Annotated in this window: 18 protein-coding genes; 8 read left to right on the top strand and 10 right to left on the bottom strand. The window is 57.9% G+C overall.

Going from position 1 to position 14,901, the window contains the following annotated elements; genetic code table 11:
* The first annotated feature begins 92 nt into the window (after positions 1 to 92).
* The 6 genes from hisD to KUV51_RS06315 all read left to right on the top strand — a co-directional run bounded on the left by hisD (position 93) and on the right by KUV51_RS06315 (position 5,221).
* Complete coding sequence (gene hisD, locus KUV51_RS06340) at positions 93 to 1,400, top strand: histidinol dehydrogenase (protein WP_222520721.1); 1,308 nt, start codon at positions 93 to 95, stop codon at positions 1,398 to 1,400.
* A gap of 54 nt (positions 1,401 to 1,454) precedes the next feature.
* A complete protein-coding gene (locus KUV51_RS06335; protein ID WP_222520720.1) occupies positions 1,455 to 2,429 on the top strand; it encodes a zinc-dependent alcohol dehydrogenase in 975 nt (324 codons plus the stop codon).
* Between the two features lie 19 nt (positions 2,430 to 2,448).
* Complete coding sequence (gene comD, locus KUV51_RS06330; protein WP_222520719.1) at positions 2,449 to 2,955, top strand: sulfopyruvate decarboxylase subunit alpha; 507 nt, start codon at positions 2,449 to 2,451, stop codon at positions 2,953 to 2,955.
* Complete coding sequence (gene comE, locus KUV51_RS06325; RefSeq protein WP_222520718.1) at positions 2,952 to 3,506, top strand: sulfopyruvate decarboxylase subunit beta; 555 nt, start codon at positions 2,952 to 2,954, stop codon at positions 3,504 to 3,506. Before comD ends, comE begins: the two co-directional genes overlap by 4 nt.
* A 147-nt stretch (positions 3,507 to 3,653) precedes the next feature.
* Positions 3,654 to 4,712, top strand: coding sequence for a chemotaxis protein CheB (locus KUV51_RS06320; protein ID WP_315898795.1), 1,059 nt, complete (start codon positions 3,654 to 3,656; stop codon positions 4,710 to 4,712).
* Entirely contained in the window at positions 4,709 to 5,221 is a 513-nt protein-coding gene (locus KUV51_RS06315; protein WP_222520716.1) for a chemotaxis protein CheD, read from the top strand. The genes KUV51_RS06320 and KUV51_RS06315 overlap by 4 nt, the downstream gene beginning before the upstream one ends.
* 18 nt (positions 5,222 to 5,239) lie before the next feature.
* Here the strand turns inward: KUV51_RS06315 and KUV51_RS06310 are convergent, their stop codons facing one another.
* The 10 genes from KUV51_RS06310 to KUV51_RS06265 form a co-directional block, all read right to left on the bottom strand.
* Positions 5,240 to 5,506 carry a hypothetical protein gene (locus tag KUV51_RS06310; protein ID WP_222520715.1) on the bottom strand — a complete coding sequence of 89 codons (267 nt, stop codon included), beginning with the start codon at positions 5,504 to 5,506 and terminating at the stop codon, positions 5,240 to 5,242.
* 83 nt (positions 5,507 to 5,589) lie between these two features.
* Positions 5,590 to 5,976 carry a response regulator gene (locus KUV51_RS06305; RefSeq protein WP_222520714.1) on the bottom strand — a complete coding sequence of 129 codons (387 nt, stop codon included), beginning with the start codon at positions 5,974 to 5,976 and terminating at the stop codon, positions 5,590 to 5,592.
* Positions 5,977 to 5,985: 9 nt separating this feature from the next.
* Positions 5,986 to 6,849: a CheR family methyltransferase gene (locus KUV51_RS06300; RefSeq protein ID WP_222520713.1), complete on the bottom strand. Its 864-nt coding sequence runs from the start codon at positions 6,847 to 6,849 to the stop codon at positions 5,986 to 5,988.
* Positions 6,849 to 7,307, bottom strand: a complete 459-nt coding sequence (locus KUV51_RS06295; RefSeq protein ID WP_222520712.1) for a chemotaxis protein CheW — start codon at positions 7,305 to 7,307, stop codon at positions 6,849 to 6,851. The genes KUV51_RS06300 and KUV51_RS06295 overlap by 1 nt, the downstream gene beginning before the upstream one ends.
* Positions 7,308 to 7,310: 3 nt before the next feature.
* The gene (locus tag KUV51_RS06290) at positions 7,311 to 9,398 is read right to left on the bottom strand and encodes a chemotaxis protein CheA (RefSeq protein WP_222520711.1); all 2,088 of its coding nucleotides are present in this window, start codon (positions 9,396 to 9,398) and stop codon (positions 7,311 to 7,313) included.
* 8 nt (positions 9,399 to 9,406) lie between these two features.
* Complete coding sequence (locus tag KUV51_RS06285; protein ID WP_222520710.1) at positions 9,407 to 9,772, bottom strand: response regulator; 366 nt, start codon at positions 9,770 to 9,772, stop codon at positions 9,407 to 9,409.
* Positions 9,769 to 10,056 (bottom strand): STAS domain-containing protein, encoded by a 288-nt coding sequence (locus KUV51_RS06280; protein WP_222520709.1) that lies wholly within the window; start codon positions 10,054 to 10,056, stop codon positions 9,769 to 9,771. The genes KUV51_RS06285 and KUV51_RS06280 overlap by 4 nt, the downstream gene beginning before the upstream one ends.
* 181 nt (positions 10,057 to 10,237) lie before the next feature.
* The gene (locus tag KUV51_RS06275; protein ID WP_222520708.1) at positions 10,238 to 11,320 is read right to left on the bottom strand and encodes a methyltetrahydrofolate cobalamin methyltransferase; all 1,083 of its coding nucleotides are present in this window, start codon (positions 11,318 to 11,320) and stop codon (positions 10,238 to 10,240) included.
* A gap of 165 nt (positions 11,321 to 11,485) precedes the next feature.
* Entirely contained in the window at positions 11,486 to 12,415 is a 930-nt protein-coding gene (locus KUV51_RS06270; RefSeq protein ID WP_222520707.1) for a methylenetetrahydrofolate reductase, read from the bottom strand.
* A 31-nt stretch (positions 12,416 to 12,446) separates the two neighbouring features.
* The gene (locus KUV51_RS06265; RefSeq protein ID WP_222520706.1) at positions 12,447 to 12,743 is read right to left on the bottom strand and encodes a virulence factor; all 297 of its coding nucleotides are present in this window, start codon (positions 12,741 to 12,743) and stop codon (positions 12,447 to 12,449) included.
* Positions 12,744 to 12,953: 210 nt separating this feature from the next.
* Between KUV51_RS06265 and KUV51_RS06260 the strand changes: the two genes are divergently transcribed.
* Both KUV51_RS06260 and KUV51_RS06255 read left to right on the top strand, forming a co-directional pair.
* Positions 12,954 to 13,631 carry a sulfotransferase family 2 domain-containing protein gene (locus KUV51_RS06260; RefSeq protein WP_222520705.1) on the top strand — a complete coding sequence of 226 codons (678 nt, stop codon included), beginning with the start codon at positions 12,954 to 12,956 and terminating at the stop codon, positions 13,629 to 13,631.
* Between the two features lie 81 nt (positions 13,632 to 13,712).
* Positions 13,713 to 14,837: a Ppx/GppA phosphatase family protein gene (locus KUV51_RS06255; RefSeq protein ID WP_222521266.1), complete on the top strand. Its 1,125-nt coding sequence runs from the start codon at positions 13,713 to 13,715 to the stop codon at positions 14,835 to 14,837.
* Positions 14,838 to 14,901: the final 64 nt, after the last annotated feature.

Here is a 14,901-nt window from a genome sequence, read left to right as displayed (position 1 = left end):
TTGAAACTCAATGAAGCGCCCCGCGCGGACCTTGCACCTGCCGGTGGCCTCGCCCTAGCGTGCGCCCAACGACCGGCTGATCAGGGCACCAAATGGCACGCGAATACCTCAAGAAAGCAACACTCACGGCAACGTCCGGTGCGTCCGATGTCCACGACATTGTGACCGGCATCCTGAACGACATCGAAGAGCGCGGGGACGAGGCAGCGCTGGAATACGCGGCGAAATTCGACAAGTACGACGGCAATATTCTTCTGACCGACGAAGAGATCGAAGCTGCATGCGCCCTCGTGCCCGAGAAGCTGAAGGCCGATATTCAGTTTGCCCACGACAACGTGCGCCGTTTTGCCGAAACGCAGAAGCAGACGGTCGCGAATGTCGAGATGGAGGTCGTTCCGGGTCTGATCGCGGGTCAAAAGGCAATCCCGGTCGATGCGGCGGGCTGCTATGCGCCCGGCGGTCGTTACAGCCATGTGGCGAGCGCGATCATGACTGTGACCACGGCCAAGGTCGCGGGTTGCAAGCACATCACGGCCTGTTCGCCGCCGCGGCCCGGCGTGGGCGTGGCCCCGGCCATCGTTTACGCCGCCCACATCTGTGGCGCAGACAAGATCATGGCGATGGGCGGTGTGCAGGGCGTGGCGGCCATGACTTTCGGTCTCTTTGGACTGCCCAAAGCCAACATCCTTGTCGGTCCGGGCAACCAATTCGTAGCCGAAGCCAAGCGCATCCTGTTTGGCCGCGTTGGCATCGACATGATTGCAGGTCCGACCGATAGCCTGATCCTTGCCGATAGCCAGGCCGACGCCCACATCGTGGCAACCGATTTGGTCAGCCAGGCCGAGCATGGCTACAACTCGCCCGTTTGGCTGGTCACCGACAGCCGTGATCTGGCCGAGACCGTGATGGGCATGGTGCCAAAGCTCATCGACGATCTGCCCGAGCTGAACCGAGAGAACGCGACGGCTGCCTGGCGCGACTATGCCGAGGTGATCCTGTGCGCAGACCGTGAAGAGATGGCGGCGTGTTCGGACGACTACGCGCCCGAGCACCTGACGGTACAGGCGGAAGACCTGGATTGGTGGCTCGACCGATTGACGTGCTACGGGTCGCTCTTTCTGGGGGAAGAAACCACGGTATCGTACGGCGACAAGGCGTCCGGCACGAACCACGTTCTGCCGACATCGCGTGCAGCGAACTACACAGGCGGGTTGTCTGTCCATAAATACATGAAAATCGTGACATGGCAGCGTGCAACGCGCGAAGGGTCAAAACGGGTTGCTGAGGCTACCGCACGGATTTCACGGCTTGAAGGGATGGAAGGTCACGCACGGGCTGCCGATGTGCGCCTCGCAAAGTACTTCCCTGGTGAAAACTTTGACCTCAGCGCCAATGAGTGACGCCGGTTCACGCGGTTCGACACGCTGCTATGCTGGCGTGCGGGAGGCTGCCACATGAAAGCGCTGGTTTATGACGGGGTGGAGACCCTGAATTTCAGGGACGTGCCGGATGCCAGTGCCGCGCCGGATCAGGAATTGGTGCGCATCGCGTCGTCCGGCATCTGTGGATCGGATATGCACGCTTATCTGGGGCATGATGATCGGCGTCCGGCGCCACTGATCCTGGGGCATGAAGCGGCTGGCACGATTGTCGGCGGGCGGCGTGACGGCGAACGGGTCACCATCAACCCGTTGGTGGGATGCGGCGTGTGTCGCTACTGCACCTCGGGGCGCGACAACCTGTGCCCGGACCGCAAAATCATCTCCATGCCCCCGCGCGAAGGGGCCTTTGCCGAACTCGTCGCCATGCGGCCCGAAAATCTGGTCACGGTGCCGGATCACGTACCCTTCGACAAGGCAGCACTTGCTGAACCTCTGGCCGTCAGCTGGCACTCCATACGGCTAGGTCTGGCTGCGTTGGACACGGGCGCTGCCCGCACCGCACTTGTGCTCGGGGGCGGCGCTATCGGGGTCGCAGCGGCGCTTGCGCTCAAGGCGCAGGGACTGGACGACGTGACGATCGCAGAACCCAACGAAACGCGACGCCAGTTCGTTGAAAATCAATGCCTTATCCCGTCTGTCCCCGCGGGGACAGGTGAATACGGCATGGTCGTTGACGCGGTTGGCTATGCGGCAACCCGCGACATCGCCTCATCACTCACTGAACCGGGCGGCGTGATCGTGCACATCGGACTGGGCGAGGATCTTGGCGGCCTCAATATCCGCCGAATGACCTTGCAAGAGATCACGTTCATAGGAACCTATACCTACACACCCCAAGACTTCCGTGACACCTGCGTCGCCATTTTCGATGGCCGTCTGGGTCCGCTCGACTGGACCGAACAGCGCAACCTGTCTGACGGAGCCATGGCCTTTGCCGATCTGCGCGCCGGACGCGTCGCAGCACCAAAGATTATTCTGCACCCCTGATGCCGGAGACTGCACACTGATGGACATAGACAAAAAGATAACCGATGACCTTGTCGCGAATGACATTTCATTCGTAACCACCGTGCCCTGCAAACAGTTGGCCGGGGTGATCGAGGAAATCGACAACCGTGATGACATTTTCCACATTCCGTCGAACAAGGAAGACGAGGGGATGGGCCTGTGCGCAGGAGCCTGGATGGGGGGCAAGCGCCCGGCCATCATCATGCAAAACACCGCGATCGGCGTGACGATCAATACGCTGGCGACGTTGATCCAGTACTACCGGATGCCGCTGCCCATGCTGATTTCATATCGCGGTGAGCTTCGCGAACCGGTGGCGTGCCAGGTCGAGATGGCCGTGCATACCAAGGCGCTGCTCGCGCAGATGAACATTCCCACCTACCACTTCCATCATCAGAAGGACGTGGAGGAACTGGATATGATCCTGAAATACACCTTCATGTGCAACAAACCCGTGGCGATCCTGACCGACGCCAACTTCTGGGGAGGCTATGGCGACCAATGATCCGTTCTGAAATCCTCAAGGAAATCGCTCCCATTCTTCGTGACCAACTGGTGGTCTGCAATATCGGCATCCCAAGCCAAGAATTGCATGCCATCGACGATCAGCCAACGAACTTTTATATGCTTGGTACAATGGGTCTGGCATCCTCCATCGGGCTGGGACTTGCGCTAGCTCAGGACAAAACCGTGATCTCCATTGACGGGGATGGTTCCGTTCTGACCAACCTGTGTACGTTGCCGACAATCGCCAACAATGTGGCCGACAACTACATCCTCATGATCATCGATAACGGATCGTATGGATCGACCGGGGATCAGCCGACCTATACGGGCAAAAAGACATCGCTCGCGGGAATGGCGCGTGCTGCTGGATGCGAGAATGTTGTTGAGGTCATGGACGTTGATACGGGCCCTGCGCTGGAAAAGGCGATTGCGGACCGGAAAATGACCGTGATGGTGGTCAAATGTGATAGCGGCAACGCCAAGATGCCTGTGATCACGATGGACCCGGTGGTCATCAAGGATCGGTTCATGAAAGCCGTAAGCGCCTGATTTGATGCAGCGGCGCTCACCGGGACGTGGGCGCCGCTGTTAACATGGCGTTCACGCGTCATGCCCTAACCTGAACACCACAGCGTTGGCCTCTTGGTGGATAGGTGTTCGTACCACTTTCAAATTTAGCTGAACGCATGCAGCTTCGTGCAGTTTGGACATCGTGAGGTGTCGGGCAAGCATGCACATCACGTGCCGGAAGGACCGCCGCATCGCGTCGTCGTGATTGATGATTCCAAGGTGATGCGAAGATGGCTGGGGAGTATGATTTCCGGCGACCCAAGGCTTGAATTGGCTGGCGCCGCGGCATCGGCGGAAGAAGCGCGGCAAGTGATCAAGCAGACTGACCCCGACGTCCTGACACTGGATGTAGAAATGCCGGGAATGGACGGGATTGAATTTCTGTCACATTTGATGCGTTTGCGTCCGATGCCTGTCGTGATGCTGAGCAATCAGATGCGCAAGAATGGTCAGCAGGCCAGACGCGCGCGCGACTTGGGTGCGGCCATGTGTCTTGCAAAACCGTCTTTGCCGACGCCGGAAGCACTGGCACGGCTGTGCGACTGCATTGTTGCCGCGGCGCGCCATGATGTGACGGATGGTGCAGAGACATCGCTCGCGTCAGACAAGATCATATTGATTGGCGCGTCGACCGGCGGTGTAACCGCGCTGGAAAGCATGTTGCCGCAATTTTCCGCGAATGGACCGCCTATCGTCATCGCTCAGCATATGCCGCAAGCATTTCTTGAACGTTTCATCGAACGTCTGGACCGGCAACTGAAGCAATGTGTGGATTTCGCCAGTGAAGGAGAACGCCTGGCGGCAGGGCAAGTTCGTCTTGCGCCGGCACAAGACATGCAGACCGGACTGATGTGGCACAGCGGAGCATGGCACGTTCAGATGATCAAACGGGGGCGAGAAGATCTCTTTTGTCCTTCCGTTGATGTCCTTTTCGGGTCAGCCGCGTCGTGGAGTGCGCAAGTCGGTGCGATGATCTTGACCGGCCTTGGTAGTGACGGTTCCAAGGGTATGCTCATGTTGCGCCGCGGTGGCGCGCGCACGCTGGGCCAATCAGAGAGGACCTGCGCGGTCTATGGCATGCCCGCGGCCGCCCTTGCGATGGATGCCATCGAGGAGGAGCGGGACCTCTGCGACCTTTCCGTCCGCATGATGGAAATGCTGTTTCCGGATAAACCATCTCCATGACCGATCAGAGTCTTCATATCACTCAGGGCGAACACGCGACGGGTACGGGGCCGCATATCGTGATCTCAACGCTTCTGGGATCATGTGTTGCATGTTGTTTGTGGGACCCGGTTTCCCGGGTCGGTGGTATGAACCACATGCTTCTGGCGCATGCGGCGGGGCGCGATGCGCGCAGAACACTGTCCGGCATCAATGCCATGGAATTGTTGATCAACGATCTAGTAAAACTCGGAGCAGATCGCAGCCGTCTCTGTGCCAAGGTGTTTGGCGGAGCACGGATGGTAACTGGACTGTCAGATATCGGGGCGCAGAATGTGCAGTTTACGCTGGACTATTTGGCTCAAGAGGAAATTCCGCTCATCACCCATTCACTGGGCGGGAATTTGGCGCGTAACATCCGGTTCTGGCCGGGCAGTGGGCGCGCCATGCAGAAGATGACGGATACCGCGGTCCGCGATACTGAAGCGACACTGCCGATACCAGCCGGAAACGGGTTGGAGCTTTTCTAAGGCTGGACGCTTGGACCGTCAGAAGAGTTCGACTGACCCTGCCGCGGCTGCGACATTCGTTTCACAGTCAGTCGAAAGGATTGCGCGGGTCTCCGGCAATTGCAGACGGGCCGACTGATCCGACATGCAGGTTTGTCCAGATGCCAAAACCTGCGAGATGATCGACAGATCGCTCAGCGATTGGCACATACGGTCGAGCATTTGCAGTTGCGAAATCTGCATATCGTTCAGTGCAGTATCACCAGCCACCGACAAATCTGACACCAGCTTTGTAACACGACACATGTCACCGTTCATTTGGTTCAGAATGCAGGACATCCGAGACAACGCCCGACTGATTGCAACATCCTGATCATGCTTCGCCTGCATTAAAGAGGACCAACGACAGTTTCGATGCACTGGCGCAACTGAACGGCTTCAAAAGGTTTTTTGAGGTAGTTGTTCATTCCCAGCTTTCGGCCATGATCGATGATTTGCTGTTCGGCCCGACCCGTGATCAGAATGAAACCGACCCCCTTGGTTTTTTCACCACTGCGCAGCGTATGCAGCAGTCTCAACCCGTCCATGTTCGGCATATTGTAGTCCGATATGACAAGATGCGCCGGTGTTTTGGACAACAATTGGATCGCACTCGCGCCGTCAGGAGCGCTGAAAACATGGCGCACGCCCAACGCCTCTAACGCCTGCACCAGAAGGCCACGACTTGTCGACATGTCATCAACAACCATGATTCGAATTTGATCTCGCAAGGCCATGCCGGTCTCCTAATGCGGCTTCACAGGGGTGCTGCCGGGCTTGGTGTATGTTGTTGGGCCCACTGATCGAAAGCCATGGGCTGCGGGGGTGGCAATGCGTTCGGAATGTCCAAGGAAGAGAAGCCCCCCTGGACACAACGCCCTATTGAAGCGCGACCAGAGTCTCTCCTGCGTTTTCTGATCAAAATAGATGACCACATTTCTGCAAAAGATAGCATCGAACTGAAATTGCATCGGCCAATCGGCAAACAGGTTCAATTCCCGAAAAGAAACAATCGCTTTTAGCGTTTCGTTGACGGAGCGGTCCTCGCTCCCATCCGGATGTTCGACCGTAAAGCGTTTGAGGTGTTCCGCAGGGACTCCACTCAACTGTGACCGGGTATAGCGACCTGTTTGTGCATGGGCGATAACCCGTGGATCAATATCGGTGGCCAGTATTCTGAAATCTGCTTCGCGCAGTTTCGGCTCCCTCGAAAGCAAGTGCATTGCAATGGAGTATGGCTCTTGGCCGTTTGAGCAGCCCGCTGACCAAATTCGTATGCGTTTTGCTTGCCGGATTCGCTCGCGAAATGCGGGCAGTGACGTGTTGGACAGCAAATCGAAATGCTGCGCTTCACGAAAAAACTGTGACACGTTGGTCGTCAACGCAGAGATCATGAACCGGCGTTCGCCAACACCTTGCATTGATGCGACATAATCTGCGTATTTGGAAAATGCGTCCATGTTCAACGCGCGCAGCCGGTGACGAAGGCGGGACTGCACCATCAGTTTCTTTTCACGCACCAGCCTGATGCCGCTTTCGTGGTAGGTGACTGCAGCAATCCGTTCAAATTGCTGGTCATCCATATCAGGTTGGACAGGTGTCTGACGCATCAAGCCGCGTCACTTTCGGCATGAGTGACGATCTGTGCGACATCCAGAACCCGTATCATACGATCGTCAATGAGCGTAAGCGCCTTGACGACGTTCGGCGTGTCCGATGTCCCCGTATCTGGCGGATCCTGCATCTCGTCTGGCTGCAGCGCTACAATATCCGAGACAGCATCAACCAGCAGCCCTGTCATATGGCCGTGGCACTTTACAACGATGATCACGTTTCGGCTGTTTTGACCGCATTTTTGCAAACCAAGCCGTTCAGCGAGGTCAATCACTGGAAGGACGGTGCCACGCAAATTGATGACACCGCGCACAAAACTGGGAGCGAGCGGCATGGGTGTCGCTCGGGTCCAGCCACGGATTTCGCGGACACTCATGATATCAAGCGAGTATTCCTGATCTCCGAGTTTGAACGTAAGCAATTCTACGGGCCGTGCCGCGTCCATGACGCTCATTTTTCAAGCCTCCATTCTATGATGTGCCGGGGGGTGCGCGCCTAAAGAACAGGCATGTGCCACGATATCGGCCGGATCAAGGATCAGTGCGATTTGACCGTCACCCAGAATTGTTGCTGCCGCGATACCTGGCGCGCGGTAGAAACTGTCATCCAGCCCTTTGATTACGACCTGTCGCTGATCGTGAATTTCATCCACGACCAATGCGACGCCCACATCGTCTTCGAGTGTCAGCAGCAACGCGATCCGGTCAGTAAAGTCCGCGCGTTCGGCCCGATATCCGAGCACGGCACTCAAGTCCAAAAGCGGAAGAAAGCCGTTTCGATTGCGAACGACCCAATGACCAGGGCTTACCATTTCTATGTTGTTCTCGGTCAGCGTCAGTGTTTCCGAGACCACGTTCAGGGGAACGACAAGGGTTTCACCCGAAACGTCAACGACCATTCCGTCCAAAACGGCGAGCGTCAGTGGCAGTGAAATGCTGAACGACGTGCCTTGTCTTGGCTCCGAATTGATCGTGATGCGGCCACCAAGCGCATGGATCGCCGTGCGCACCACGTCCATTCCAACACCGCGCCCGGACAGGTCAGACAAATTGGATGCCGTGGAAAATCCAGGCATGAACAACAGGTTATCGATCTCGGTGTCGGCAAGGTTCGCGTCCGGCGGTACAAGACCCTTGTCCTTGGCGGTGCGCAGCACTCTGTCACGGTCGATGCCGCCGCCGTCGTCAGACACGTCGATCACCACGCGGCCGGAACGATGAGAAGCGCTAAGCCGCACTTCACCCTGTTCCGGTTTTCCATGTGCCAGGCGCGTCGCAGGTGTCTCAATCCCATGATCAACGGCGTTTCGGATCATGTGCGTCAGTGGATCCGCAAGCCGCTCGATGACCGTTTTGTCGACTTCCGTGGTTTCACCATCCGTGATCAGCCGCACATCCTTGGACACCGACGCAGACGTTTCCCGTACAATCCGCGACATACGCTGGAACAACGATTTCACTGGCTGCGCACGGATCATCATTACGCTGTCTTGAATGTCGCGTGTAAGGCGCTGGAATTCCTCAAGCCCGTTCATGGCTTCGGAATGCGGCGAGATACCGGCCGATTGCATGCTTTGCGACAGCATGGCCTGATTGATCACCAGCTCGCCGACCAGGTTAACAAGTCTCTCAACGCGCTCGATATCTACGCGCACAACTGTTTGTTGTCTTGTGTCCCGGTGGGACTGCTGCGGATTGGATTGTGGTTCGGCATCAACCGGTTCGGTCGAGGGCGTCATTGCGTCTGAAGTGACTGGTTCTGACCCAAGCGCGTTCGCGTCACTCGTAACGCGAAGCGAGATGTCCAACTCGCAAAGCCCCTCCACAAACTCAAAGATCGAAGCGATCTCTGCCTCTTCAACTACCGTGGCAAGCGACAGCGACCAGCTTAGATAGACGGCCTCTGGCGCAAGTTGATGCAGGGTAGGCAAGCGGCTGGTGTCGCATTGCACATCCAGCTCACCCAAATCCGCAAGCGCTGCAAAAATGTGGGGTACATCATTGCCGGTATCGAAAAGCTCCGGCTCCGGAGTGAATGAGATTTGAAAGTGATTGAGTTGTGCGCCTTTGGCGGACAGCGGATCTTCTGAAAAGTCCAAATTGACGGCAATCGGCGCAAAATCAATGTCTTCTGCCGCTTCTTGATTGGCTTCCAAGGACACTCTCGCGGTTAATTCAGACAGTAAGGGAGCACTGATTGATGTCGCAAAGGGCTGTTCTTCCCGGGCTGACCGGATGATATCCGACAGGTGGTCTGCGGCCCGAAAGAACAGTTTCAGCAGATCGGGGGTGACAGCGAGCCTGTCACTGCGGACAGCATCCAAAGCCGTCTCATACTGATGCGTAAATTGTACCAGATGTTCGAGACCAAATGCACCTGCACCGCCTTTGATCGAATGCACTGCACGGAACACAACGTGTATGGTTTCGCCATCGCCTGTGCCATGTTCAAGGGCATATAGGCCGTCTTGCAAGGCCTCGAGCAACTCTTCGCATTCCACGAAAAACGAGGCGCGGATGTCCGCCAGAGGGTCGGAGGCCGTCATGGACGCTGTTAACCGGCAACCATTTGCAGGGCTTTGACCAGTTTGGTCGGATCGAACGGCTTTACGATCCAGCCCGTTGCGCCAGCACTGCGCGCGCGCATTTTCATTTCCGGCGCTGCCTCGGTCGTCAACACCAAGATTGGTGTGGTTCTGTGCCTGTTGCCATCGCGAACAGCGTCAATGAAGCCAAACCCATCCATGCGTGGCATGTTGATGTCGGTTATGATCACATCGGGATCGATGTCTTCCAAAACCTCGGTGCCGTGCACGCCGTCGTCGGCCGTGTGTACGGTGAACCCCACAGGTTCCAGCGCCAGTCGGATCATGTCTCGCATTGTGCGGCTGTCGTCTACCGCCAGGATCTCAAGGCTCATGTCGCATCCTTCCGGGTCGTCAATTCGGTCAGGCCCATAAGCTGAAGCTGTTGGCGCGGGCGTGGTTGAAGGTTGTCTATCGAAAGCGAAATTTCATTGGCATCAGCCGTACGACGCAAGCTCAGCAGAACCTGCGCAGCCATGGCGCCGATATGCACCGTTTCGCTGGCATCAAGGCAAAGATCGTTGCAAAGATCGCGGGTGAGCAAGTCAGCGGCGAGTATGGGCGCTGCCACCGCGTCGAGCCGCGCGGGCAGGGGGATCACGTCATTCATTGCGGCCATGGCAAGCTGTTGGCAATTGACGGCTCATCTTGTCTCTCCGGTAAGCGACTGCTCCTGCCGTGTAGCGGACGCTCCGTTAAGACCGGGTTACCGAAAATGCGCTGTCAGCCGCCAACGTCCGAACAAAAAACCGCCCGGACATTTGCCGGGCGGAGCGTGAATGCAATAAAGCGCTTGATTGTCAGCCGCGGCGTCGGCGCCCACCGGCGCGCCCACCGCGCCCGCGCCCTTCTTCACCGGCCTTGGGCGGCACGCGGTTGAACTTGATCCATTCGCCGCCGCCTTCGTCGTTGTTGGTCAGAAAATTGGCGGCACGTATCGCTTCCATTTCCTTGCCCGCGCGGGGTTTGGTGGAGCCCATGCCGAACATCTGGACAAAGAGTTCGTCCTCCATCCCGTCGGGCAGCACAATGCCTGCCGCTTCCACCTCGGCCCGCTTCTCGGCGATCTTCTTCTGCCCGATGGGCAGGGCGACCGGGTTCATGATGGCAGAGGTCATGCCTGCGCCCATGGCCATGGGCAGGAAAGCATTGTTGATGCCGTGACGGTTGGGCAGGCCAAATGAAATATTGGATGCACCGCAGGTGGTATTGACACCAAGCTCTTCGCGCAAGCGTCGCACGAGTGTGAAAACCTGGAGGCCAGCAGTGCCCATGGCGCCAATGGGCATCACGAGCGGGTCGACCACGATGTCATGGGCCGGAATGCCGAAATCAGCGGCACGCTCGACGATCTTCTTGGCAACTGCAAAGCGCACATCGGGGTCTTCGGAAATACCGGTATCGTCGTTGGAAATCGCCACGACGGGCACGTTGTATTTCTTGACCAGCGGGAGGACGAGGTCCAGCCGCTCTTCCTCACCGGTGACAGAGTTGAGCAGGGGGCGCCCCTCGGCGGCAGCAAGGCCGTTTTCCAGTGCACCCGGCACCGAACTGTCGATGCAGAGGGGGCAATCGGTGACGGCTTGCACAGTCTCGACAAGTTGTTTCATCAGCTCAGGCTCGACAAAGTTGTTGTCGGCGTAACGCGGGTCCTCGGCCATTTTGTTCGAGAACACGGCACCGGAGTTGATGTCGAGCACTGTGGCACCCGCCGCCACCTGGGACAATGCGTCCGACTGCACCCGGCTGAAGTCGCCGCGTTCCAGTTCTTCGTTGAGGATCTTGCGGCCCGTCGGGTTGATCCGCTCACCGATCACGCAAAAGGGTTGGTCAAAACCGATAAGCGCGGTCTTGGTTTTGGATTCGATGACTGTGCGGGTCATGGGCGCTGCCTTTGTGCATGGGTTCGGCGAAGTGTTGATCCGATTCCGGCGCAGCTGCGCCGGTCAAAACGACATCTCGCGAATTGGATAAGACACCTACCGCGCAGAGATGATCTGCGCGAGAGTGCCGGGATTGAAACCTTTTCAGGACTGTTATGAGCAGGTTTATCCTGCGGCCGCCGGAACGGCCGAGGCACCGCCATTCTCGATGGCCCAATTGGCGTTTGTCTTGATGCCGCCAAGCGGAAAGAAGTGGACCTGTTCAATGTTGAAATCGGGGTTCGCAGCCTTGTGCGCAGCAAGTTCTGAGACCACCTCGGTTGGTTCGAACGGCAAAAGCAGCTTGGTTACATCCTTGGCGCGACGTTGCAGCACACGCAGGGACGGGCCGACACCACATGCAATGGCAAACTTGATCATGGTCTGCAGCTTGGCAGGACCCGCAATGCCAATGTGGATCGGCAGGTCAATGCCAGCTGCCTTTAGAGAATCCGCCCATCGGATAATCGGGTCGGCCTCGAACGCAAACTGCGTTGCGATAGCCATGTCCGCATCGGTGCGTTCGGAGAATTTCTGTTTCCATTGAATGGCTTCATCGACGTTCTTCATGCCGCCGTCTGCATCGATGTCCTTGTTGCCCTCAGGGTGTCCGGCAACGTGAAGGCGTTTGTAGCCCGCGCGATCAAAGGCACCGCTCTCCATGAGCTGCATGGAGCTGTGAAAATCGCCATGCGGCTGATCAACACCGCCGGCCAGCAGCAGGGCCTGATCGACGCCGGCCTCGCCCTGGTAACGGGCAACCCAGTCTTCTAGAGTCGCCTGATCCTTGATGATACGCGCCGGAAAGTGAGGCATGACCGGAAAACCCTCGGCTGCGACGCGCTTGGCTGTGGCAACCATGTCCTCGATCGGGGTGCCTTCGATGTGGGCGATGTAGACGCGTGTACCTGCAGGCAAGATTGCACGAAAATCGTCGACCTTCTGCGCAGTGCGCGGCATGACCTCGATGGAATACCCCTGCAAGAACGTTTCGACTTCGGGCGAAAGGGTGCCGGCGATGGGGCCGTCAACGCGTTTGAAGTTCAGCAATGCCATGGCGGCACCTCCCAGATGCTGGGGCCCGGGATCAGGCCCACCCCTCGTTGTCGATCAGCGCCTTGATACGGGCCTGATCATATTCCGTTTCCAGCCGCACGGCCTCGGCCTCGGCCACCTCGGCCGGATCTCCGTCGACCGGGTAGGGCGCCGCCTTGCGCCACTCGGCAAGGTAGGCGTCGGCGTCCTTCGCGTTCACTTTCATTGCCGCGCGATCAATGGCCTGTTCGAACCGCTCTTCAAGCTGGCGTTTGGCACCACGACGCCCTTTGCCGACGATTACCTGCGCGGGGATGTCCCGCCAGTAAACGATTGTGACGTCAGGCATGTGATTCCTCCGTACATGTTGCGCCCTGCATACGCGACGACATAGGCACGCTGCGGCCCGTTTTCGACAAAGGACGCTGCACTTGCGACGCGCGCGCAGAGGTGAGTCGGAAATGCAACAGATGGCCACTTTCACATACGCTCGTGTTTGGCCGTGCGGCAGTTGCGGTAATGTGTCGACAATTAGACAAAAAATGTCGGGCAGGAAATTATGGTTATTCGGGTCGATTCCCATCGGCTGGCCTATATGGCTGTGCCAAAGGCTGCGTGTTCGTCGGTGAAGGCGGCGCTTGCCGTTCTGGATCCTTTGCAATCGCAGCAATCCGCCGAGGATCTTGGTCAGAAGCAGGTTCATGCAATCTATCCAACCATGCGATTTCGAAAGCATCGTTGGGATTACCTGGAGAACCACTTCAAATTTACCGTGGTGCGCGATCCATTGAAGCGGCTTTTGGCTGTTTACACGAACCGGGTGGAGGGATTGGAAATCTTGACTCATTGTCGAAAAATCCGCCGGGGTAGGGTGCATCTGCCGACCGAACCCGATCCGGACTACTTCTTTCAAAATCTCAGCGCCTACGTTGCAACCTCGTCCGACATAAAACACCACACGTTGCCCACGGCGTTGTTTACCGGCACCGATTGGTCTGCATTTACCAAAGTCTACCGGACCGGCGAGATGCAGCAGCTTGGCGATGCGCTGAGCAATCACACCGGACGCGACGTCGCAATTCCGCATTTCAACTCCAGCGACCGGCGCCTGGATCTCGGTGATCTTGCGCCGCAAACCCAGCGTGTGCTGGAAGTGCTACTTGAGGATGAATACGCGCATCTTGCGCCTTACTACGACAATCCATTTGACCGCGGACGGGTCCACGCAGTCGCCTGATTGCCGCTGCATTTCAAGCCACTTGCACGAATGCGTCGCACGACATATCGTCAGGCTAACCCGTTATGAAAGGCGCGAATGATGGCGCCAAAGCGTCCCCAAGGTGCGGGCGCGACAAAGACCAAAGCCCCTCGAATGGGGGGCAAGCCCGTGCCGCGTGCCCCAGGATCGCCCGAGCTGTATGCCGCGCTTGATCTGGGCACGAACAGTTGTCGTATGTTGATCGCCGAGCCGCGAGGCGCGGGGTTTCATGTCGTTGACAGCTTCTCAAAATCCGTGCAGCTGGGATTGGGCCTGGAAAAGTCGGGCAAGCTGTCGCGCGGGTCCATGACACGCACGGTTCAGGCGATGCGCATCTGTCAGCAGAAGCTGAAACGCCACAAGGTCAAGCGGATGCGTTTGGTGGCAACCGAAGCGTGCCGCCGCGCGGTCAATGCACGCGAGTTCGTACAGCGTGTGCATCACGAGACCGGCTTGCGGCTCGACATCATTGAACCGGAGGAGGAGGCGCGTCTCGCCGTGATCTCCTGCGCGCCACTCGTCAGTCCAAAGACCGAGAACCTGCTGGTGGTCGACATTGGCGGTGGTTCGACCGAATTGGTCTGGCTTGATCTGTCGGCGGTTGCGCGGGAAGACCGACCGCAAGCGATCATGCGCTTGCATTCTGGGTTCAAGCAGGCGGCATCGGATATTCCGGAAGCGCGGGTTGTCGACTGGATCAGCGTTCCGCTGGGCGTCGCGACACTGCGTGAGCAGTTCAATGACGTGGACGACGATTCAGCCCGCTTTGCGCTCATGAGTTGGTTTTTCGAAGAAAACCTGTCCGATTTCTCCCCCTATCACGCGACTGAGCCGACCGAGCGGTTCCAGATCATCGGGACATCAGGAACGGTGACGACCGTTGCCGCGTCCCATCTGGGTCTCAAACGCTATGACCGGACCAAGGTGGACGGGTTGCGGATGACGTCGGGCCAGATCGATACCGTAATCCGTTCCTACCTCGCCATGGGACCAGGCGGGCGGCGCGCAGATCCGCGGATCGGGTCGGATAGGCATGCCCTGATCATGTCGGGGGCCGCGATCTTGCAGGCTCTTATGCGCTGCTGGCCGACAAATCGGCTTTCGGTCGCCGACCGGGGCCTGCGCGAAGGGCTGCTGTATGCCCAGATGAGCGCCGATGGCGTTCTGGAGGATCAGACCGCGTGATACAGGGCAGAAGCGGGCACGAAACCTGCAATTCGGCACAACAGCGACTATATTGACCTTCTCT

It is taken from the genome of Tateyamaria omphalii, assembly GCF_019802125.1.
Taxonomy (GTDB): domain Bacteria; phylum Pseudomonadota; class Alphaproteobacteria; order Rhodobacterales; family Rhodobacteraceae; genus Tateyamaria; species Tateyamaria omphalii_B.
The sequence above is the reverse complement of the archived record's forward strand: the minus strand, read 5'-3'. Positions and strand labels throughout refer to the sequence as shown.